This is a genomic window from Amycolatopsis arida (assembly GCF_900115565.1).
In the GTDB taxonomy this organism is placed as follows: domain Bacteria; phylum Actinomycetota; class Actinomycetes; order Mycobacteriales; family Pseudonocardiaceae; genus Yuhushiella; species Yuhushiella arida.
The window spans coordinates 387,931-409,140 of record NZ_FOWW01000003.1; the positions used below are offsets into that span (position 1 = coordinate 387,931).

Sequence of the window (21,210 nt, forward strand, 5' to 3'; positions counted from 1 at the left end):
GTCGGTGTGTTCGCCGGTGGGCGTCAGCCGGCCATGCCGTAGACGCGCTCGACGCGCAGGCGGAGCACCAGCCGCTGCTCCCGCACCATCGCGGCGCGGTAGTCGGCCCAGTCCGGGTGCTCGCCCTGCAACGTCCGGTACAGCTCGACGAGTTCCTCGACCACGGCGTCGTCCGGCGCGGTGGCCACCGGGGTCAGCTCGGCCGTGCCCTCGGCGACCGCGTACGACCAGCCGCCGTTGCCGCTGACGTGCAGGCTGGCCCGCGGGTCGCGGCGCAGGTTCCGGGTCTTGGCCCTGGTGTCGGTGATCGACACCCGGATGACGCCGGCGTCCCGGTCGTAGGCGTGCACCACGTTGGAGAGCTGGGGGCGGCCGTCCCGCCGGATGGTCGCCAGCACCCCGATCATGCTGCCGGCCACTAGGTCGTACAGAGCTTGCTCCGACTGGTGCGCTGCCATCACTCGACCTCCTCGTCGCGGCGTCGTCCGCTGCAACGAAGCAGATCGATCGACCATTCCCGTGTGACAGAATCCGCCGGTGCCCACGCTCGTCCTCGTCCACAGCCCGCTGGTGGGGCCGTTGATCTGGCAGCAGGTGGCGGAGCGGTTGCGGCGCCGCAGCCACCAGGTGGTGGTGCCGAGCCTGCTCGACGCACCGGCGACGCACCGGGGGCTGGCCAGCGCGGCCGCCGCGGACGTCACGGGGCCCGCCGTGCTGGTCGGGCACAGTGGGGCGGGCGCGCTGCTGCCCGCCGTCGCGCAGGTGGTGGGGGACGTCCCGGCAATGGTCTTCGTGGACGCCCTGCTGCCCCACCCGGGGGTGAGCTGGTTCGACACCGCGCCGGCCGAGCTGCGGGAGCGGCTGCTCGAGCTGACCGAAGGGGCGCGGCTGCCGCCGTGGAACGAGTGGCTGCCGCGGGGGACGCTGGAGCGGCTGCTGCCCGACCCGGCGCTGCGGGAACGGTTCGTCGCCGAGTTGCCCAGGATGCCGTTGACCTACTTCGAGGAGCCCGCCCCCGCGGTGGCCGAGCCGCTCCAGCGCAGGCACGGGTACCTGTTGCTCAGCGAGCCGTACGCGCAGACGGCCGAGCAGGCGGCGCGGCGGGGCTGGCTGGTGCGCCGGGAGGTCACCGACCATCTCGCGCCGCTCACCCGGCCGGATCTCGTGGCCGACCGGCTGGAGGACATGGTCCGGCAACTCCTCGCCGGCTGAACGAGTCATACCGTCCCCAGAGTTGTCCACAGGAGGCTGTGGACAACAGCAGGGTTATCCACAGCTTGTGGGTCACCGCGTCTCGTCCTCTTGGCCACACTCCTCCCGCCTCCGCCCATGGCCACACTCCTCCCGCCTCCGCTCCTCCCTCGCTGGCGCTCGGTCGATGCTCGACAGTCGTCGTGCGGCCGTACGGGGGCCGGGTGACAGTGGAGCGGGGCCGGGCGCTTGGATGGGACCCGGACGGGGGTGAAAGGACGACGGATCGCATGACCCCAGTCAGGATCGTGCACCATCTGGCGCTGACCGTGACCGACGTCGACCGCAGCGTCCCCTGGTACGTGCGGGTGCTGGAGCTCGAGGAGTTCACCCGCCGCGAGGACGAGGAGACCGGGATCCGCAAGGTGTTCCTGCGGGCCCCCGGCGGCTTCACGCTGGTGCTGGTGCAGCACCCGGACACCGAGCGGCCGGGGTTCGACGAGCGGCACACCGGACTCGACCACGTGGCGTTCAAGGTCGAGTCGCCCGCCGAGCTGCGGCAGTGGGAGCAACGGCTGGCCGACTACGGGGTGACGTTCACCCCGGCGAAGCCCTCCCGCAGCATGCCCGGCTCGAAGGTCGTCGTGTTCCGCGACCCCGACGGCATCCAGCTCGAGGTGTGGGCCGACGCGGCCAGCTGAGCGGCGCTCCCGGCGGCTACGGGGCGGATGCCTCGGCGGGGCGGGCGAGCACGTCCGCCGTGTCGTCCACCGGGCGGCGCATCTCCTGCCGGTAGCGCCACCAGCCGTAGGCCGTGCCGACCACGAAGAACACCACGCTGCCCCAGACCAGCCCGGTCTTCAGCCAGGGCAGCACGTCGAGCAGGCCGGCGCCGTAGTAGCCGAGCAGCACCAGCGTGGGCACCCACAGCAGCCCGCCGGCCGCGGTGGCGAGCATGAACCGGCGCGGGTCCATCCGCGCCGCGCCGGCGATCAACGGCGCCAGCGTGCGCACCCAGGGGATCCACCGGGCCGCGACGATCGCCAGGAAGCCCTTGCGGTCGAGGAACGCCCTGGCCCGTTCCAGGTTCTGCCGGTTGAGCACCCGCCCGCCGCGCCGCGCGATGAACCGGGTGCCGGTGTGCCGGCCGATGTAGTAGCCGACCTGGTTGCCGACGATCGCGACGACCAGCGCCGCCACCGACAGTCCCCAGGCGTGGCCGTCCGCACCGTGTTGGGCGAGCACCACGCCGGCGCCGAACAGCAGCGAGTCGCCGGGCAGGAACAGGCCGACGATCAGCGCGCACTCGACGAACACGAAGCTCAGCACGATGACCCACACCAGCAGCGGGCCGGCCGTCTCCAGCCAGCCCAGCCCGAGCCCCGCCGTCGCGGCGGTGGCGTGCGTCGCAGTCACGACCGCGAGCCTACGTCGCCCGAACGGGCGCTGTCCGCCCGGTGGCGAATCTGGTTCGGATACCCACCGTTGCCGGCCGGGTCAGCCGACGCAGAACTCGGTGCCCTCCGGGTCTCGCAGCACCACGCAATAGTAGTCGCGGCCCGGCTCGTCCATGGTCCGCAGGACGGTGGCGCCGGCCGCGGTCAGCCGCTCCACCGCCGTGTCGACCCGCCGGGTGCGCTCGGCCAGAGGGACGTCGCGGCCGCCACCCATTTTCAGGTCCAAGTGCATTCGGTTCTTCGTCACCTTGGGCTCCGGCACCTGCTGGAACCAGATCCGCGGCCACCGGCCGGTCGGGTCGACGAGTGACTCCGGCGCCTCCCCGGTGCCCGGTGGTAGCTCCTCCGGCGGCACCCCCACGGCCTGCCAGTACGCCCGCCACGTGGCGAACCCGCTCGGCGGGGGCTCGGGCACATACCCCAGTTCCCGTAGCGCCTCGGCCCAGAAGGCCACCATCCGTCCGGGGTCGGCGCAGTCGACCGTCAGCTGCAGCTCCACACCGCGAGGATGGCAGGGAGCACCGACGAAAACCGCTAGCCGGGCGGCTCCGGGAGGTGCTCGCCCCGCACCGCCTGGATGTCCAGCTCCACCCGCACGGTGGTGCCGACCGCCGCGACGCCGGCGCGCACCATCGCGTTGTAGTTGATCGCGAAGTCCTGCCGGTGCAGCAGCGTCTCGGCGGAGAAGGCGGCGCGGACCCCGCCCCACGGGTCCGGTCCGACGCCGCCGTAGCGCAGGTCCAGCTCCACGTGCCGCCGCTGCCCGTGCAGGGTCAGCTCCCCGCTCAGCGTCCAGGTGTCGGTGCCCTCCCGGCGCAGCCCGGTGCTGGCGAACTCGATCCACGGGTACGCCGCGACGTCCAGGAAGTCCGACGAGCGCAGGTGGTCGTCGCGCATCGCGACGCCGGTGTCGATCGTGGCGGCCTCGATGGTCGCGAGCACCGACGACCGCTCCGGCGGCCGGGCCACCTCGATCCGGCCGGACACACCGGTGAACCGGGCCTTGATGCTCGAGATGCCGAGGTGGCGGGCGGTGGTCACCACCGAGGAGTGCGCGGGGTCGATCACCCACGGCCCCGCCGGCGGGAGGGGGAGGGCGCCCGCGGCCGGTTCGAGGACCACATCGCCGAGCGAGCCGCCGCCGTCGGCGCGGATCAGCGCGGTGCGGGCGACCGGCAGGTAGCCGGGCGCGGTCACCACCGCGGTGTAGGCACCCGGCGGCAGTGACGTACCGGGCTGGCCGGCGACCACGCCCGCGGCGTCGGCCGGCACCCTGGCGACCTGCTTCCCGGCCGGGTCGGTCACCGTCAACACGGCGTGCCCGACCGGGAAGCCGTCGGTGGAGCGGATCCGGCCGCCCAGTCCCTCCTCGCTCACGCCCGCGGACCTCCGATGCCGAGCTCGTCCAGTGCCTGGTCGTACCCGAGGCGGACGTCGTGCGCCACCTCGCCGGCGGCCAGCTCCACGCGGCTCGTCGCCGGCGGATAACCGCTGGCCACCACGGTGTACGCGCCCTCGGGCAGGTCGTCGACCTGGTACCGGCCGGACTCGTCAGTGGTGGTCACCGCGGCCACGGTGCCGCCGGCGTCGAGCACGGTGACCCTGGCGTCGGGCACCACCCGGTCGCCGGTGCGGGCGACCCCGGTGAGCCGCACCGCGCCGGTGAGCTCCAGGTCGTGCCGGAGCACCGCGCCGTCGGCCAGGGTGAGCGGCACGGCCACCGGCCGCAGCGCGGTACCGCTGGCCACCAGGGTGTAGCCGCCCGCGTTGACACCGGAGAAGGTGTACCGGCCGGACGGGTCGGTGACCTGGGCCGAGGTCACCTCGCCGCGCTCGTCGGTGAGGGTGACGGTGACGTCGGCCAACGGCTCACCGGAGCCGGCCTTGCGGACCGTGCCCGTCACCTCGCCCGAGCCGGTGAGCGTGAGGTCCACCGTGGCCGGCTGGCCGGCGATGGTGACGCTGGACGCCTCCGGCTGGTGCCCGGCGGCGGCCACGATCAGCACGTAACCGCCGGAGCCGGGGGCGGTGAGCCGGTACGTGCCGTCGGCCCGCCCGAAGCCGCGGCCGACCTGCCGGCCGTGCTGGTCGATGAGGGTCAGCGCGGCGCGGGGCACCGGGGCGCCGTCCTGCCGACGGACGTGGCCGGTGATCGGGGTGCCGGTGGCGGGCTGGTGGTCGCCGTGCCCGTTCGCCGAGGGGCGGTCACCGTTGCCGGAAGGGGCCCAGTGCCGCCCGGTCCCGACCCCGTCGGTGTTCTCGGTCCCGGCCGTCCCGTCCTCGTCGAGCAGTGCCTCGGCACCCTCGACCGGGGCGGCCGGGCCGGTGGCGGCCAGCGGGATCTCCCGCATGAACCACAGCACCACGAACGCCAGTGCCGCGACCCCGGCGCCGATGTAGAACACCGTGGTCACCGACTCGGTGAAGCCGATGAGGAACGGCTTGGCGACCTCGGTGGGCAGGTCGTTGAGGAACGACGAGTCCTGCATGATGTCGCCGCTGGCGTTCATCGCGCCGGCCGGGAGGCCCGCGTCGGCGAAGGCGCGCCCGATGTTGCCGGTGAGCGTGCTGAACAGGATCGACAGGAACACCGCCGTGCCGATCGTGCCGCCGATCTGCCGGAAGAACGTGGCCGACGCCGTGGACACGCCCATGTCGCGGCGCGGGCCGGCGTTCTGCACGGCGATGATCAGGGTCTGCATGCAGCCGCCGAGGCCGAGGCCGATCACCAGCATGAACAGCAGCGGCTGCCAGATCGGGCTGTTCCACTCGACCTGCGCGAACAACAGCATGCCGACGGTCATCAGCGCGGTGCCGACCAGCGGGAAGACCTTGTAGCGGCCGGTGCGGCCGGTGACCTGCCCGGAGATCACCGAGGCGGACATGATGCCGACCATGAGCGGCAGCATCAGCAGGCCGGACTCGGTGGGGGTGTAGCCCTGGACGATCTGCAGGTACTGCGGGATCAGCATGATCGTGCCGAACATCGCGACACCGACGATGACACCGCCGAGGATGGCGAAGCTGAACGTGGAGTTGCGGAACAACCGCAGCGGGATCAGCGCCGCGTCCCGCATGCGGGCCTCGATGGCGAGGAACAGCACCAGGCCGACCGCGCCGATGCCGTAGCAGATCAGCGCGCGGTCGGAGCCCCAGCCCCACTCGCGGCCCTGCTCGGCGATGAGCAGCAGCGGCACCAGGCAGATGACCAGGGCGAGTCCGCCCCACCAGTCGATGCGGTGGTCGTGGCGTTCGTGCGGGACGTTGAGCACCTTGGCGACGACGAACAGGGCGATCGCGCCGAGCGGGACGTTCACCAGGAACACCCAGCGCCAGCCCTCGACGGTGAGGAAGGAGTCCATGCCGGCGAAGAAGCCGCCGAGCACCGGGCCGAGCACCGTGGACGTGCCGAACACGGCGAGGAAGAAGCCCTGGTAGCGGGCGCGTTCCCGGGGCGGGACGATGTCGCCGAGGATGGTCAGCGCGAGTGACATCAGCCCGCCGGCGCCGAGGCCCTGGATCGCCCGGAAGGCGGCCAGCTGGTACATCGACTGGGCGAAGGAGGCGGCCACCGAGCCGAGCACGAAGATCGTGATGGCGGCGAGATAGAACGGCTTGCGCCCGTAGATGTCGGAGAGCTTGCCGTAGATCGGCGTGGCGATCGTGGCGGTGATCAGGTAGGCGGTGGTGATCCACGCCTGCAGGCTCAGGCCGTTGAGGTCGTCGGCGATGGTGCGGATGGCGGTGCCGACGATGGTCTGGTCGAGCGCGGCGAGGAACATGCCCGTCATCAGCCCGATCAGGATGACGACGATCTGCCGGTGGGTGAGGTTCGGTGCCGCGACGTCCGCGGGCCGGGGCGCCGGCGGGCTGCCGGCGACCGATGTGGTGGTGGTGCTGCTCACGCTTGGTGGTCCCCCTTGCAGTGCTGGTTGGTGCCCGGCGCGGCCAGCTCGGGGCTGCGCGCCTCGATGCCGGAGTTGAACCGGTCGATCAGGACGGTGAGGGTTCGGCGGTCGGCGTCCGGCCAGTCGGCGAGGAGGGTGGCCAACCAGCGGTTGCGGAGCTGGCGGTTCTCCTCGAAGACGCGGATCCCCTCCGGGGTGGGGGCGAGCAGGCTGGCCCTGCCGTCCTCCGGGTCGGCGTGGCGCTCGACCAGGCCGTGCTGGACGAGGGCGCTGCTCTGCCGGCTGATCGTGGAGATGTCGGAGTGCAGGGTCTCGGCGAGCTGGCCGGTGCGCTGGGGGCCTTCGTGGATCAGGGTGAAGAGGATCGCGAAGGCCGCGCGCTCGAGGCCGTCCGGGCCGCGCTTGGCCACCTGGGCCTTGGCCTTGGTCATCAGCCGCATGAGGCGGACGAGCTGGTGACCGAGCTCGTCGGCGGTGGCCAGCTCGGCCTCGGTGAAGTGGGCGAGACCCGTGGTGGCAGGAGTCATGGTGGCGCTTTCGGTGGGTTCGGAGCTTTGGGTAGGCAATGTCTTAATTGACGGGTACAACTAGTTGCCTACCGCAAGGATGCGCCGAGATGGTTGGTTGCGCAAGCGAAATATCTCGGTGTGTGGGCGAGGCCACCTCGGCTCGATCACCCGGGCCGGCTCGGCCCCCGCGCGCGTCGCCCGTCGCGATCACGGCCGCTCAACGGGATCCCGGGCGCAGCGGCCCCCGTTCTCACGCTTCGCCGGCAGTGGTCCCCGGGAGCCGTTCCACCGGCAGAGCCCAGCCGCTCAGTAGGGTGTCCGGGACCGTGCCACGCCACCCCACCCCGTTCGCCCGCTTCAGTGGCAGCAGCCCATCGAAGTCCCCGCCGGGAGCGCCGTCGCCGGAATCGGCAGGGAGCAGCTGCCAACGCCGCTCGACCGCGGTCCCTCGACAACGGTCCCTTTGACAACGGTCCCTGGCGCCGACCGAGGAGCCGAACCGAGCACCACCAGCACGAACACCGCTGCCACGACGGCAACTCCGCGTCTCCGCCCAGAGCGAACGCCCCCGCTGACCGAACCGACCCCCCGCCGAGCCCACCCTCCCATCGGGGGGTGTGGCCCCTGGGTTCAGTTTATCGGCCGGTGGTGACGAGATCGGCGGGAAGCGCTTGCCGCGGGGGCGCTGTCCACATCGGGCGAGCCCTGTGGACGGCATGGAAGCGGCGGGAGTTCCCTGCTGGACGGCCTCGCGGCCCGGCTCTCACGTACCCCGGCCGTCACCTACCTCGGTGAACCTCGGGACGCTCAGGGGAACTTCGGGCACCACGCCGCGGAGTCGCACGTCCCGACCGGCAGCGCCTCCCGCGCTACCGGCCCCCACCTACGGCTGGACCACCCGGCCCACTGGCGCCTGACCCAGCCCTCCGGCCCCGTCGGCGGCAAGCCACACCGCCCACCGCTGCGCGACCCAGCCCCACCGACGGCCAAAGCACACGACGTACCGCCAACGCGACCCGGCCCTACCGAGCCCCGACGACAGCTGAACCGCGCGGCCACCGCCAGCCCGAACCAGCCCCACCGACCTCGCGGACGGCCAAGCCACCCGACCCACCGCCAACGCGAGCCAGCCCTACCGACCCCAGCGACAGCTGAACCACACGGCCGGCAACCCGAGCCAGCCCTACCGGCCCCCACCGACGGTGAGGACACTGCCGACGGCGTACGACGCCGCGTCGGACAGCAGCCACAACACCGCCTCGGCGATCTCCTCCGGGCGGCCGGCGCGGCCGAGCGGGATCGACGGCGCCAGCCGGCGCGGCCGGTCCGGCATCCCGGCCGCCGCGTGCAGCCCGGTCTCCACCGTCCCCGGCGCGACCGCGTTGACCCGCACGCCCTCCCGGGCCACCTCGTGCGCCAGCCCCACGGTCAACGTCTCCACAGCCGCCTTGCTCGCCGCGTAGTGCACCCACTCCCCGGCCGAGCCGGTGCGCGCCGCGGTCGACGACACGTTCACGATCGCCCCACCGGCGCCTCCGTACCGGGTGGACATCAGCCGCACCGCCTCCCGCGCGCACAGGAACACCCCGACCACGTTCACGTCGAGCACCCGGCGCACCGTCCCCACCGCCTGCTCGTCGAGCCGGCCCGGGGTGTCGCCGGTGATCGCCGCGTTGTTCACCAGCCCGGTGAGCGGCCCCAGCTCCGCGGCCGCGGCGAACAGCGCCCGCACGTCGTCCTCACCGGACACGTCGGCGCGTACCGCGACCGCCCGGCCGCCCCGCTCGCATACCCGCGCGACCACCGACCACGCGGCGGCCGCGTCGGCGGCGTAGTTCACCACCACCGCGTACCCGCGCGCCGCCGCGAGCTCGCACACCGCGGCGCCGATTCCCCTGCCGCCGCCGGTGACGATCAGGACCTCGGTCACAGCGAGAAGTTCGCCAGTTGCATGTCGGTCACCACCAGGTCCGCCCGCTCGGCGGTGGTGGCGATCAGGTCGGCGTTGCGTTGGTCGGACCCCAGCGCCCGCTGCTGCGCCTCCACCAGCGAGCGCCCGTAGTGCCGGTGCCGGGTGACCAGCCGCTCCAACCGTTCCTCCTCGTCCGGGGCCAGGTACCACACCTCGTCGAGCAGCGACCGCAGCCGGCTCCACGGCTCGGTGTCCAGCAGCAGATAGTTGCCCTCGGTGATGACCACCTGCACCTCGGGCGGCACCGGCACCGCGCCGGCGATCGGCTCCTCGATCTCCCGGCGGAACTCCGGCGCGTACACCGTCTCGGTGCCCTCGCGCAGCCGGCGCACCAGGTGTACGTAGCCGTGCGCGTCGAAGGTGTCCGGCGCGCCCTTGCGGTCGGTCCGGCCGAGCCGGGCCAGCTCCACCTGCGCCAGGTGGAAGCCGTCCATGCCCACCACCGCCGTCCTGGTCCCGAGGCCCTCGGCGATCCGCCAGGCCAACGTCGTCTTCCCCGACGCGGGCGCGCCGACGATGCCGAGCACCGTGCGCCTTTCCTTGGCGGCCAGCGCTTCCGCCCTGCGCAGCAGGTCGTCGAAGGACGTCATCTCACTCCCATCCTCGCCCGGACCGGGCGGATCCAACTTCTCGGCCCGACGTGCCGCACCCGCTCCGCGGCCACCTCGTTGGCGAACGCGATCAGCTCCGGCACCGGCAGCCGCGACACCCCAGCGACCAGGGCACCATGCCACACGTCTCCCGCCGCCAGGGTGTCGCGCGCCTCGACGGCCGGCACCGGCACCTCGCCCGCGCCGGTGGCCGTGCGCCAGCGCACCGGCTCCGGCCCCGCGGTGGTGATCACCGTCGGCACCGCGTCCAGCGCACCGTCGGGCGCGGTGAAGTGCGCCGAGCAGGCCGCGATGTCGACCAGTGGCAGCAGCCGGGCGAGCACCGGCTTCCAGCTGCCCGCGTCGAGCACGACCGGCAGGCCACTGGCCCGCGCCGCCTCGGCCACGGCCAGCGCGAGATCCGGGTGGTGCCCGTCGACCAGCACCGCCCGCACTCCGTCCAGGTCCGGCCGGACCCGCACCGCCGGCATCGCCGCGGCGTTGTGCGACACCACGGTCCGCTCGCCGTCCCGCTCGCGCACGGCGACCGCGCTCACCGCGGGCGGGTCCGGGTGGTCCGGCGCGGCGTCGACCACGGTGACGCCGCACGCGTCGAGGTCGGCGCGGGCCAGTCCGGCGAGCGGGTGCGCGCCGAGCACGGTCAGCAACCGCGCCCGCTCGCCCAGCGCGGCCACCGTCACCGCCGCGTTGGTCGCCGGCCCACCCGCCGCCACCGCCACCGACGTGGACTGCGCCTTCTCCCCGGGCGCCGGCAGCTCGACCACCCGCTGCACGACGTCCACAGTGCACAGTCCGGCCAGCAGCACGCTCATGGCGACAGTCCGGTGTGGACCGCGGAGGCCACCTCCTCCACGGTGCCGTCCTCGGTGAGCCGGAGCGCACCGGTGATCAGGCCAACCACCTGGTTCATGGTGTGCGTCCGCGGCGAGACCACGGCGACCCGGCGGCCCAGCCGGTGCACGTGGATCCGGTCGGCGATCTCGAACACGTGCGGCATGTTGTGGCTGATCAGCACCACCGGCAGGCCGCGGCCGCGGATCCGGTCGATCAGCGCCAGCACCTTGCCCGCCTCGGCCACACCCAGCGCCGCGGTCGGCTCGTCCATGATCACCGCCTTGCTGCCGAACGCCGCGGCGCGGGCCACCGCGACGCCCTGCCGTTGCCCGCCGGACAGCGTCTCCACCGGCTGGGTGATCGACTTGACCTTGATGCCGAGCTCGTCCAGCACGCGCTGCGCCTCCGCGCGCATCCGCCCGGCGTCCAGCGTGCGGAACCACCGGCCGAACGGCCCCCCGCGCCGCCGCTCCCTGCCGAGGAACATGTTCGACGCGATGTCCAGCGCCGGGGCCACCGCCAGATCCTGGTACACCGTCTCGATCCCGAACCGGCGCGCGTCCAGCGGGCCGCGGAAGTGCACCGCGCGGCCGTCCACCCGGACTTCCCCCGCGTCCGGCACCAGCGCCCCGGACAGCGCCTTGATCAGGCTCGACTTGCCGGCGCCGTTGTCGCCGACCACGGCGAGCACCTCACCGGGCAGTAGGTCGAAGTCGGCGCCGTCGAGGGCGGTCACCCGGCCGTAGCGCTTGACCAGCCCACGGGCGGACAGCACGGGCTCGGGCGGGTCCGTTTCGGTCACGACGTCCTCCTCGCGAACCGGTCGAGCGCCACCGCGGCGATCACCAACGCGCCGGTGGCGACGTCCTGGTACAGCGCGTCCACGCCGAGCTGGGTCAGCCCGGAGCGCAGCACCGCCACGATCAGCGCCCCCATCATCGTGCCCAGCACGGAGCCGCGGCCGCCGAACAGGCTGGTGCCGCCGAGCACCACCGCCGTGATCGACTCCAGGTTGCCGAGCTGGTAGGCGTTCGGGTCCGCGTTGGGCACCCGGCCGAGCGCCTGCCACGCGGCGATGCCGTAGACGAGGCCGGCGACGACGTAGACCGACAGCACGGTGCGCTTGACCTTGATGCCGGACAGCCGCGCCGACTCCGGCGCGTTGCCCACCGCGTAGACGTGCTTGCCCCACGCCGTGCGGGTGAGCGCGTACCACATGCCCAGGTACATCAGCAGCGCGAGCGTCATCCCGTAGGTGACCTCGATGCCGCCGAACAGATAGCGCCGCGTGCCCAACCAGGTGAGCAGCTCGTCGGCCACCGGCACCGCCTCGCCGCCGGCGTAGATGCGGCCCGCCGCGGCGAGGATCGTGAGCATGCCCAGCGTGACGATGAACGGGGGCAGCCGCACCCGCGTCACCAGCGACCCCACCACCGCGCCGATCACCACGGCCGCCGCGATTCCGACCAGCAGCGCGAAGAGTCCGCTCGTGCCGCCGGCGGCGAGCTTGGCCATGATCAGCGTCGCGAGCACCATGGCCGCGGCATTGGCGAGGTCGATGCCGGCGGTGAGGATGATCAGCGTCTGCCCCAGCGCCAGCGTGCCGATCACCAGGGACTGCTGCACCACCAGCGACAGGTTGTCGAGGTTGAGGAACGTGTCGGTGGACAGTGAGAAGACGACGATCGCGGCGAGCAGCGCCAGCGCCGGGCCGACCGCCGGCGCGCGCAGGAAGAACTCGCCGACGCTCGGCCGGTCCTCGAGGGTGGTGGTCGTGGTCACGCGTCCCCCCAGCAGTGCTCGAGCCCCCACGCGGTGTCCTGGCTCTCCACCCCCGGCACGGGCCGGTCGGTGATCACCACCGATCCCGTGTCGATGAAGCCGGACGGCTTGGCGCCGGTCCGCCCGTACTCCACCGCCGCGGCGACGCCCTGCTCGGCCATCTTCGCCGGGAACTGCATCACCGTGGCGTCGAACATCCCGTCCCGCACGTTGCGCACGCCCTCGCAACCACCGTCGATCGAGCCCATCACCACCTGGTCGGTCAACCCGCGCCCGCGCAGCGCGGCGTGCGCGCCACGAGCGGTCGGCTCGTTCATCGTGTACACGGCGTTGACGTCGGTGGTTCGCTGCAGCAGGTTCTCCACCTTCTGCTGGGCGGTGTGCTGGTCCCCGTTGGCCGGCTCCCTGCCGCGGATCGCCGGGTCGCCGTCGGTGAGCCCGATGCCCTCCAGGAAGCCGTTGTGCCGGAACGTGTCGACGGTGCTTCCGGGCGTTCCGTCGATCATGAACAACCTGGCCGGGGTCGCGCCGAGGGCGGCCCTGACGTAGGCACCCTGCTTGCGGCCGGCCTCGAGGTTGTTGGTGGCGATCGTGGCGTCGACCGCGTCGGCCGGCTCGGTGGCGGTGTCCAGCGCGAGGACCAGGATGCCGGCCCCGCGCGCCCGGTCGATCGCGTCGAGCACGCCGGTCGACGAGCTCGGGGTGATCAGGATGGTGTCCACGCCTCGCTGCATCAGGTTCTCGATGGCGCGCACCTGGCCGTCGTTGTCGCCGTCGAACTGGCCGGCGAGCGCGGTGAGCTCCGCGCCGTGCGCGGCCGCGGCGGCACTCGCGGCGTCTCGCAGGGAGATGAAGAAGGGATTGGTGTCGGTCTTGGTGACCAGCCCGATCGTGACCGGACCGTCCCCGGCGCCGGTGCTGCCGCCCCAGTGCCGCTCGACCGTGCAGCCCGTGCCGAGCACCGTCAGCAGGACGGCGCCGATGGCCAGACCCCGGATTCGCATCACGTCCTCCGCGACGAGGATCGGTCAAGGATGTCGGGGACGGTAGCTCCGGCTATGCTGCGCCCGCAATCGTTTGCGCAAACGCTTGCGCTGTCGCTGGTGGAGGTGCTCCGTGCCACGGTCCCGATCGTCCCGACCGACCCAGCGGGACATCGCGGAGCTGGCCGGTGTCTCGATCACCACGGTCTCGCACGTGGTGAACGGGACGCGCGGGGTCGCACCGGAGACCAGGGCGGCCGTGCTCGCGGCGATCGAGCGGACCGGGTACACCGGCGACGTCATCGCCCGCTCGCTGGTCACCGGGGGCACCCGGTCGATCGGCGTGGCCATCTCGCTGCTGGCCAACCCGTACTTCGCGGTGCTGATGCAGGCCATCGAGCGGGAGGCCGCGGCGGCCGGGTACACGGTGTTGCTGGCCGACACGCACGAGACGGTCACCACCGAGCAGGCGACGGTGCGCGCGCTGCGGGCGCGCCGGGTGGAGGGGCTGCTGCTCACCCCCGCGCCCGGCGACGGCGCCGTGATCAGCGAGCTGGTGTCGCTGGGAATGCCGGTGGTGCTGGTCGACCGGCTCACCACGCGGACCGACGTCGACCAGGTGGGCGCGGAGAACATCCAGGCCACGTCGGCGCTGACCGAGCACCTCGCGCGGCTCGGGCACCGGCGGATCGGGCTGGTGTCCGGGGCGCCGGGACTGACCACCAGCGAGGAGCGGGTGCTCGGGTACCGGCTCGGGCTGGGGCGCGGCGGGCGGAGCTGGGCGGCCGAGTTGGTGGCCTGCGGGCACTCCGCGCGCGACGGCGGGGCGGCCGCGCTGGCGGCGTTGCTCGACCTGCCCGACCCGCCGTCGGGCGTGGTGGTGGCCAACGACGTGATGATGGTCGGGGTGCTGCACGAGGCGCGGCGGCGCGGGCTGCGGGTGGGGCGGGACCTCGCGGTCGTCGGCTACGACGACGTGGAGTGGGCCGACCTGGTGGATCCGCCGCTGACAACGATGGCCCAGCCGGTGGAGGAGATCGGGCGGCGCGCGGTGCGGCTGCTGCTCGCCCGGATCGCCGACCCCGAGCGGGAGCCGGAGACGGTGCGACTGCCGCCGGCGTTGCGGCACCGGGAGTCGTGCGGGTGCCCGCCGGCGCTCCCGTCCGAAATGTCACCCAATTAGTTGAATCTGGCACGATCTACGCTTTACCCGGCAGGATGTCACTCGAATCGGGGCTACCGTCTCTCGTCGACCGCTTCACGAAAGAGGCCGCCCCGGCCGCGCGATCGCGGTCGGGCGCGATATCGCAACGAGTACCGAGGGCCGAGGAAGATGACCGCACTGTCGGACGTGTTCCCCCTGTGGGGGGCACCCGTCACCCATCGGTTCGGACTGGCGATGGCGATGGACACCACTCCGTACTCGGCTGACCTGCGGCATGCGATCGAGCAGTCGGCCGCCGCGGCGGGCTGCGCGGTGACGTGCACCGACACCGGGCACCGGGTCGCGGACGAGCGGGCGGCGGTGCGCGCCCTGCTGGCGCAGGGCATCGACGGGCTGCTGCTCACCCCGACCGCGGGGGACGACGGAGTGATCAACGAGCTGGTGCAGCTGGGGACGCCGACGGTGCTGGTGGACCGGATGTCCGCGCGAGGTGACGTGGACCAGGTGGGCGCGGAGAACATCGACGCGACCGGGGAGCTGGTGCGGCACCTGGCCGAGCACGGGCACCGGCGGATCGGGTTCGTCGCCGGGCTGCCGGGAGTGGCCACGGAGGACGAGCGCGCGTTGGGGTTCCGGCTCGGGATGGCGCAGGCGGGGCTGCGGTGGAACGCGGACCTGGTGGCGTGCGGGAAGTGCACCGCGGGCGGGGCGGCCGAGGCGGTGGGGCAGCTGCTCGACCGACCGGCCGCGCCGACGGCGCTGGTGGTGGCCGGGCAGACGATGATGGTCGGGGCGCGGTACGAGCTGCACCGGCGGGGGTTGCCGGACTTCCCCGTGGTCGGGTACGGGGAGCTGACGTGGACCCGGGACGTGACCGTGATGGCGCCGCCGGTCACCGAGATCGGCCGGCGGGCGGTGGATTTGCTCCTGGCGCGGATCGCCCACCCCGAGCGGCCGCCGAGGGCCGTCCGCCTCGCGCCCCGCCTGCTGTGCGCCGCTTCCTGCGGCTGCTGAGGCCGTGCGCGTTCTCCCGACCCGCTCGACCGCTACGGCTCAGCCACTCCTGGGTTGAGCCCCGACCGGCACGGAACCGAGCGGTCGTCACCCGAGCCGAACTCCGTCCACGGCGCGCCTCGAACGTCGACCGTCACGCACCAGCGCCACCGCTCACCAAGCCATCGCGCACCAAGGTCGCCGGAACCAGGGCCGCTGAACCCAGGGCCGCTGAACCCACGCTCCTGGGCAGCGAGCTCACTGGAACACGCCGCGAAGCAAGACCGCCGACCACCGACCGCCGACCGCCGACTGCCGGGCACCGGGCACCGGGCACCGGGCACCGGGCACCGGGCACCGGGCACCGGAGAACGCGAAATCTCGTCACGATTGTCGGCCACCGGTGGGGACGGCCCCACCCACTCCGGGGTTCCGGGTCCCAGTTCCAGTCTATCCGGGGTGGGGCGTGGAAACGGGGGGCGACGGAATCTGTGGATGGATGGGATCGATGTGGACGGTTGTGCGTGGGGTTCAACGCCGCCGAGGTGGGCCGGCGCTGGTGGGCGGGGCGCGCCGGCGGGTTGGTCGTACCGCACAGTTCGTTCCGGCCGAACGCCCCATCGGTGCCGTGCCTCGCTGGGGAGGTTCATCCGGCAACAACCACCGCACCAACGATCTGCCCGATCGCTTTGTCGACTCGCTGAAGCTCGCCATCGGGTGGGCACGGCGACGAGCGCGAGGCGCGACCGAACCGCCACGTGCCAGGGCGCCGCGGCCGCTCAGCCGCAGGTCATCGGCGGGGCGCCAGCGTAGGCGCCCTTCAGCTTCAGCGCGCCACGTCGTCGCGGCCGCTCAACCGCGGGTCATGGTGGCGGCCGCTTCCAGGAGCATCCACGCGCCGACCTGCACGGAGAGGTCCCTGGCGGGGTCGGTGGCCACCGCGGGCAGTGACGGCGCCGGCTCCGCCCACTCCGCGCCGAACAGCGGCCCGCCCGGCGCGTCGGTCGCCCCGGACCAGCACGCCTCCGCCGAGCCGAGCACCAGCTCCCGGGCCGTCGCCGCCGCCGGGTCGGGCAGTCGCGGCACGGCCAGCGCCAGGTACCGCGCGAGGATCCCGGCGAACAGCCCACCGTCGCCCCCGTCCTGACCGCGCAGCACACCACCGGGGGCACAATGCCCCGCCACGGCGACGACCGTCCGCTCCGCCCTTCCCACCGCCGAACCGTCCACTCCGGACAGTTCGAGGCAAGCGCCGAGGAAGACGCCTTGGCAGTACGTGTAGACCTGCCGCTCCAGCTCCCCGCTGCCGGCGCGCACGCCGTCCCACACCAGGCCGGTCACGGGATCGACCAGGGTCGCCTCCAGCCACCCCAGGATCGCGGCGGCCCGGTCGAGCTCGCCGGCGCGCGCGTGGGCGATGGCCGCCGGCCCGTTGGCCGGCGCGTTCTTGAAGTCGTCCCCGCGCCGCCACCAGATGCCACCCCCCGCGTCCGGCGTCCACGCCCCGCGTAGCTCGTCCAGGAGCACCCGCAGCGCCGCCCGCCACCGCCTGCCGGTCACCGCGCCGGCGCGCTGCAACGCTAGCGCCAGCCACGCCATGTCGTCGAAGTAGTCGTTGCGCCATCCGCACCGGTTGCGCAACCACACGGACCGGGCCAGCCGGCGGATCGTCCGTCGACGATCCGCGGCGGGGGCGCGGAGCTCGGCGTCGACGAGGCAGTCCAGCAGATGCGCCTGCCACCAGTAGTTCCACGGCCGGTGCCACAGTTCGCCGGGAGTCGGCGGCCAGCCGCTCCGGCCGAGGACCGTCCCGGGCAAACCCCACAGCCGGCGCAGGTGCCGCTCGGCGACGGCCGCCTCGGCCCGGCCGGCCCGCTCCGCCCACGTCATACCGCCCATCCTGCGCCCCGAACGGCCAACCCGCCGCCGCGGGCGGCAAACACAGCGACGCGGGCGGCGAACACGCGTGCGCGGAACGCGGACGCGTCCGGCCCGAAGGTGGCTTCTCGGGGTTACCAGGACTGGGTCAGGTCTGCGTGCTGCCGGATCCAGGTGTGCATCACGATGCCGGCGGCGACGCCGGCGTTGATCGAGCGGGTGGAGCCGAACTGGGCGATCGACACGACGAGCGTCGCCACGCGGGCGGCCTCCGTGGTGAGGCCGGGGCCCTCCTGTCCGAACAACAGCACGCACTCCCGGGGCAGCTCGGTGGTCTCGATCGGCCGCGCGCCGGGCAGGTTGTCCACCGCAACGACGGCCAGCCCCTCCGCCACGGCGAACTCCGCCAGTGAGGTGACATCCGGGTGGTGCCTCAGGTGCTGGTAGCGGTCGGTGACCATCGCGCCCCGTCGGTTCCACCGGCGCCGCCCCACGATGTGCACCGCCGCCGCGGCGAACGCGTTTGCGGTGCGCACCACGGTGCCGATGTTGTGGTCGTGTTGGAAGTTCTCGATCGCGATGTGGAAAGGGTGCCGGCGGCGGTCCAGATCGGACACGATCGCCTCCCGACGCCAGTACCGGTAGCCGTCCACGACGTTGCGCCGGTCGCCGTGGCGGAGCAGCTCCGGGTCGTAGCGCTCGTCGTCGGGCCACGGCCCCGCCCAGGGACCGACGCCCACCTCGCCGCCGGCGGGGACCCACTCGGTTGGCCCGGTCTCGTCGCTCACGCCCTCCTCGCTAGCGCTCGTCGGCCGCGTTCGCCCAGGCTGCTGTGTTGAATGGTTCACTCGCAAGCTCGCTCACGCCGAAGACGATAGCCAGCGGCTCAGCAGGCCCGGACCCGGCGTCGCGGCACGTCCTGGTCCTGCCGGCTGCGCCACCGCTGGTAGGCGCCCACGTACGAGACCGCCAGCACCCCCACCGCGACGACGCCGGCCACCGGCAGCAGTTCGCGCGGCACGATCACGTCGTAGATGTAGTACTCGTTGAACCCGCCGGGCAGCGGGCCGAGCCCCTGCAGGCCGCGCAGGTGGTCCTCGGCGACGGTGAGCGGGCACGGCAGCGGCAGCGCCAGCACCAGGAAGCCCCACGCCGCGAAGAACACGTGCACGAAGATGCTTCTCGGCCACCGCCAGGCGAGGAACCCGCCGAGACCGATGTAGAGCAGCGCGGCGAAGTGCACCGCCGCGGTCACGCCCGCCAGAAACCCCGCCACCGTGCGCTCCCCTCCGAGCCCCCTTCACCCCAGCTTCACGCCCACGGTACTCCGAAGGAGGGACAAAGAAGCGCGAATTATCAGGAAAGAGCAGGTCAGGAGGGACCGCGGCAGAGGGTGACCGCGGCGGGCTCCGCCACCGAACCGCCCTGAACCCCACTCCTGAGGGGAGAAGAATGCGGCACGAGGAGACCGCGGTGCGGCGGCCGTGCACGGGATCCGCCGGCGGTCGAGACACGCCCGGCACCAGTCGGACGAAGGATCAAGAGCCCGGAGCCGAGTTGCCAGAGCAGGAGCCCGGAGACGAGTTGTCCACAGGAAGTGCGCGATGTGGACAACGGGCTGGGCGAAAGCGCTTACCGGCAGAACTGTCAGTAGCCACCGATATACTGGAGGTGGGGCCAGCCCCCGGAGAGGGTGGGGGATGTCCCCGAGGTGTCGCGCGCGTGCGGGGCTTGGTCAGAGCGCGGCACAGCCATGGTTGGCCTGCCAGTCGACCATCCCGGGATAGGCGGTGGCGGTGGGTCGTGCGCTGGATGGGGGCGGGTCACGTGGGGCGATGCAGGTGCTTCGTCGTGGTGGCGGGCGGCGGGTGGCCGCCGATGGAGACGGGGAGTGGGGCGGCGGTGTCACACACCGAGGCTCGCCGGCTCGGGCAGGGTCATCGCCTCACGAACCCATGCTCGCGAGGGTCGAGGTAACCGGGACCGTTGCCTCACGTCAATCCAGCTGGTGTACCGGCCGGTGGTGGACGGGACTCCGGGCCGGACAGCACTGGGCCAGCAGCGCGAGGGCACACGACTCGAGGACCCAGCCGACACCGACCCGATCACGAGCAGGAACACCAGGCCAAGCAGCACCAAGCCCAACACCACCCAGCAACCCGAAATCACACCACTCGAACACCCCAGCCGACACCGACCCGATCACGAGCAGGAACACCAGGCCAAGCAGCACCAAGCCCAACACCACGACGACCGGCAGCGCGAGGTCACACGGCTCGGGGGCCGCGGCTGCCGGTGAGGCGGAACTCCACCGCCGCGGGTAGCCCGTCCAGGTCGAGCGCCTGCCGCAGCCGGGGCAGCGCGTCCTCCTCGATCCTGCGCCGGATGGCGACCAGGTCGGCGTCCCGCTCGGCGCCCACCGCCAGGTGCAGCTCCGGCGCGTCCCGACCACCGGCGAGCGTGGCCGACGCGTCGTGCACCCCGCGGATGGACTCGATCTCCTCCACCAGCGGCTCGACCACCACACCCGGGTCGAGCCGGGTCACGCCCCGCTCCTGGCGCAGCTCCCAGGTCTCCGTTCGCGGCCGCCGTACCGCCTGGGCGACCAGCCACCGCAACGCCAGCAGGCCGAGCAACACCGCGCCCGCCGCCACCACGTAGGGCACCCACGCCGGCGGCCGCCCGGTGCCGGGAACCAGCGGCGCCGCCGGGTCGAGCAGCCGCAGCCACCCGGCGTGCGTGGCCACCGCGAACGCGCCGGCCGCCAGCAGCAGCACCCCGAGCAGCGCGAGCAACGCGCGGTTCAGCCGCGCCGGCCGGTTCGAGCTGGTGTTCATCGAGCGCTCCTCACCCGTACCCGCGGCCTCGGTCGAACCGCGAAGTCGATCTGGTCCAGCCGCCGCTCGACGGCGTCCCGCACGGCCTCGGCGAGGCCCTCGTCCCGCGCACGGTTCGTGCGCACCCGCACGGCGACCTTCCTCGGCCGCAGCCGCACCCGCGCGGCGGCCACCCCGTCCACCGCGGCCACCGCGTCGTGCAGGCTCGCCCGCAGGCCGCGCCGGGTGGCCCCGGCGTCGGCCTCGACCCCCTCCGGGGTGGCCAGCGGCAGCACCACCGGCCGGCCCGGCAGCACCGCGGCCAGCACCAGCGCCAGCCCGAGCAACCCGACCACGCCGCCGGCGACGGCGACCGGCCACTCGTTCCAGTGGGTGCCGTGCAGGGCGCTCGCCACGGCGTCGTAATCGACCAGCGGTGGCCGGTCGAGCATTAGCTGGACGGCCGAGACGGCGACGACCACCGCACCGGCCAGCACGGCCACCGCCACCAGCGCCGCCGGGACGGCACGGCGCGGCCGGCGGATCACCGCACCCGCCTTCCGACGGGGGCGTCCCGCCGCAGCACGGCGACCTCCACGTCGATCCGCCGCACCGCCAGCCCGGTCAGCTCACCGACCCTTCGCACCAGGTGCGCCCGAGCCCGCTCGGTGGTCGCGGCAACCGACGCGGGGTAGGCCACCGCGAGCCGAACGTCCAGCGTGGCGTCGTCGCCGTCGACCCTGGCGCTGACCCTGGGCGCCGAGTCCCCCTCGCCCACGGTCACGCCCAGCACTCGGCGGGCCACACCACGCACGCCGGCCACTTCGGACAGGGCGTGCGCGGCGAGCCGCTCCACGGCCTTCGGTTCGAGGGTGGTGCGCCCACGGTCGGCGAGCCCGGCGTCCAGCGCGACCGCCGTCATCGCCGCCCCCGGTCCCGCGCCGAGCCGACGAGCGCGGACAGGTCCAGCTCGCCGTCCAGCCAGCGGCCGACCAGCAGGCCGAGCGCGCCGAGGACCAGCACGACGACGAACGCGCCGAACCCACCGAACGCGACGGCGAAGCCGAGCGCGAGCCCGGCGACGAGACCCAGCGGTGTGGCGTTCATGGTT

23 protein-coding genes are annotated in these 21,210 nt (G+C 73.3%); 4 read left to right on the plus strand and 19 right to left on the minus strand.

All coding sequences use genetic code 11. From position 1 onward, the window contains the following. Positions 1-23 precede the first annotated feature (23 nt). Positions 24-458: a PPOX class F420-dependent oxidoreductase gene (locus tag BM051_RS11285; RefSeq protein WP_092530023.1), complete on the minus strand. Its 435-nt coding sequence runs from the start codon at positions 456-458 to the stop codon at positions 24-26. Positions 459-537: 79 nt separating this feature from the next. On the opposite strand from BM051_RS11285, the gene BM051_RS11290 reads away from it, so the two are divergent. Further along, positions 538-1,212 (plus strand): alpha/beta fold hydrolase, encoded by a 675-nt coding sequence (locus BM051_RS11290; protein ID WP_092530024.1) that lies wholly within the window; start codon positions 538-540, stop codon positions 1,210-1,212. A gap of 269 nt (positions 1,213-1,481) precedes the next feature. Beyond that, positions 1,482-1,892 (plus strand): VOC family protein, encoded by a 411-nt coding sequence (locus tag BM051_RS11295; protein WP_092530025.1) that lies wholly within the window; start codon positions 1,482-1,484, stop codon positions 1,890-1,892. A gap of 16 nt (positions 1,893-1,908) precedes the next feature. Here BM051_RS11295 and BM051_RS11300 read toward each other — a convergent pair whose 3' ends face one another. The 11 genes from BM051_RS11300 to BM051_RS11350 form a co-directional block, all read right to left on the minus strand. Further along, a complete protein-coding gene (locus BM051_RS11300) occupies positions 1,909-2,607 on the minus strand; it encodes a DedA family protein (protein WP_092530026.1) in 699 nt (232 codons plus the stop codon). 81 nt (positions 2,608-2,688) lie between these two features. Next, complete coding sequence (locus BM051_RS11305) at positions 2,689-3,147, minus strand: VOC family protein (protein WP_243859450.1); 459 nt, start codon at positions 3,145-3,147, stop codon at positions 2,689-2,691. A gap of 35 nt (positions 3,148-3,182) precedes the next feature. Next, positions 3,183-4,025 (minus strand): YceI family protein, encoded by an 843-nt coding sequence (locus BM051_RS11310; RefSeq protein ID WP_208325902.1) that lies wholly within the window; start codon positions 4,023-4,025, stop codon positions 3,183-3,185. Then, the gene (locus tag BM051_RS11315; protein ID WP_092530027.1) at positions 4,022-6,553 is read right to left on the minus strand and encodes an MFS transporter; all 2,532 of its coding nucleotides are present in this window, start codon (positions 6,551-6,553) and stop codon (positions 4,022-4,024) included. Before BM051_RS11315 ends, BM051_RS11310 begins: the two co-directional genes overlap by 4 nt. Beyond that, positions 6,550-7,083: a MarR family winged helix-turn-helix transcriptional regulator gene (locus tag BM051_RS11320; protein ID WP_092530028.1), complete on the minus strand. Its 534-nt coding sequence runs from the start codon at positions 7,081-7,083 to the stop codon at positions 6,550-6,552. The genes BM051_RS11315 and BM051_RS11320 overlap by 4 nt, the downstream gene beginning before the upstream one ends. 1,165 nt (positions 7,084-8,248) lie before the next feature. Beyond that, positions 8,249-8,995, minus strand: coding sequence for an SDR family oxidoreductase (locus tag BM051_RS11325; RefSeq protein ID WP_092530029.1), 747 nt, complete (start codon positions 8,993-8,995; stop codon positions 8,249-8,251). Continuing rightward, positions 8,992-9,627 carry a nucleoside/nucleotide kinase family protein gene (locus BM051_RS11330; protein ID WP_092530030.1) on the minus strand — a complete coding sequence of 212 codons (636 nt, stop codon included), beginning with the start codon at positions 9,625-9,627 and terminating at the stop codon, positions 8,992-8,994. The genes BM051_RS11325 and BM051_RS11330 overlap by 4 nt, the downstream gene beginning before the upstream one ends. Beyond that, positions 9,624-10,460: a PfkB family carbohydrate kinase gene (locus BM051_RS11335; protein ID WP_092530031.1), complete on the minus strand. Its 837-nt coding sequence runs from the start codon at positions 10,458-10,460 to the stop codon at positions 9,624-9,626. The genes BM051_RS11330 and BM051_RS11335 overlap by 4 nt, the downstream gene beginning before the upstream one ends. After that, the gene (locus BM051_RS11340) at positions 10,457-11,284 is read right to left on the minus strand and encodes an ATP-binding cassette domain-containing protein (RefSeq protein ID WP_092530032.1); all 828 of its coding nucleotides are present in this window, start codon (positions 11,282-11,284) and stop codon (positions 10,457-10,459) included. Before BM051_RS11340 ends, BM051_RS11335 begins: the two co-directional genes overlap by 4 nt. After that, positions 11,281-12,264 (minus strand): ABC transporter permease, encoded by a 984-nt coding sequence (locus BM051_RS11345; RefSeq protein WP_092530033.1) that lies wholly within the window; start codon positions 12,262-12,264, stop codon positions 11,281-11,283. Before BM051_RS11345 ends, BM051_RS11340 begins: the two co-directional genes overlap by 4 nt. Beyond that, a complete protein-coding gene (locus BM051_RS11350) occupies positions 12,261-13,268 on the minus strand; it encodes a substrate-binding domain-containing protein (protein WP_092530034.1) in 1,008 nt (335 codons plus the stop codon). Before BM051_RS11350 ends, BM051_RS11345 begins: the two co-directional genes overlap by 4 nt. A gap of 112 nt (positions 13,269-13,380) precedes the next feature. On the opposite strand from BM051_RS11350, the gene BM051_RS11355 reads away from it, so the two are divergent. After that, the gene (locus tag BM051_RS11355; protein WP_092530035.1) at positions 13,381-14,430 is read left to right on the plus strand and encodes a LacI family DNA-binding transcriptional regulator; all 1,050 of its coding nucleotides are present in this window, start codon (positions 13,381-13,383) and stop codon (positions 14,428-14,430) included. 150 nt (positions 14,431-14,580) lie between these two features. Then, complete coding sequence (locus tag BM051_RS11360) at positions 14,581-15,426, plus strand: substrate-binding domain-containing protein (RefSeq protein WP_092530036.1); 846 nt, start codon at positions 14,581-14,583, stop codon at positions 15,424-15,426. Positions 15,427-16,257: 831 nt separating this feature from the next. Here the strand turns inward: BM051_RS11360 and BM051_RS11365 are convergent. The 7 genes from BM051_RS11365 to BM051_RS11400 all read right to left on the minus strand — a co-directional run bounded on the left by BM051_RS11365 (position 16,258) and on the right by BM051_RS11400 (position 21,206). Continuing rightward, on the minus strand, positions 16,258-17,295 hold the full coding sequence (locus tag BM051_RS11365; RefSeq protein ID WP_092530037.1) for a glycoside hydrolase family 76 protein: 1,038 nt from the start codon (positions 17,293-17,295) through the stop codon (positions 16,258-16,260). 122 nt (positions 17,296-17,417) lie between these two features. Then, positions 17,418-18,071, minus strand: a complete 654-nt coding sequence (locus BM051_RS11370; RefSeq protein ID WP_092530038.1) for a TrmH family RNA methyltransferase — start codon at positions 18,069-18,071, stop codon at positions 17,418-17,420. 98 nt (positions 18,072-18,169) lie between these two features. Next, positions 18,170-18,559 (minus strand): DUF2784 domain-containing protein, encoded by a 390-nt coding sequence (locus tag BM051_RS11375; RefSeq protein ID WP_092530039.1) that lies wholly within the window; start codon positions 18,557-18,559, stop codon positions 18,170-18,172. A 991-nt stretch (positions 18,560-19,550) separates the two neighbouring features. After that, positions 19,551-20,120 (minus strand): alkaline shock response membrane anchor protein AmaP, encoded by a 570-nt coding sequence (locus tag BM051_RS11385; RefSeq protein ID WP_092530041.1) that lies wholly within the window; start codon positions 20,118-20,120, stop codon positions 19,551-19,553. Next, a complete protein-coding gene (locus tag BM051_RS11390) occupies positions 20,117-20,647 on the minus strand; it encodes a DUF6286 domain-containing protein (protein WP_092530042.1) in 531 nt (176 codons plus the stop codon). Before BM051_RS11390 ends, BM051_RS11385 begins: the two co-directional genes overlap by 4 nt. Further along, positions 20,644-21,021: an Asp23/Gls24 family envelope stress response protein gene (locus BM051_RS11395; protein ID WP_092530043.1), complete on the minus strand. Its 378-nt coding sequence runs from the start codon at positions 21,019-21,021 to the stop codon at positions 20,644-20,646. Before BM051_RS11395 ends, BM051_RS11390 begins: the two co-directional genes overlap by 4 nt. After that, a complete protein-coding gene (locus BM051_RS11400; RefSeq protein ID WP_092530044.1) occupies positions 21,018-21,206 on the minus strand; it encodes a hypothetical protein in 189 nt (62 codons plus the stop codon). Before BM051_RS11400 ends, BM051_RS11395 begins: the two co-directional genes overlap by 4 nt. Between the last annotated feature and the right edge of the window lie 4 nt (positions 21,207-21,210).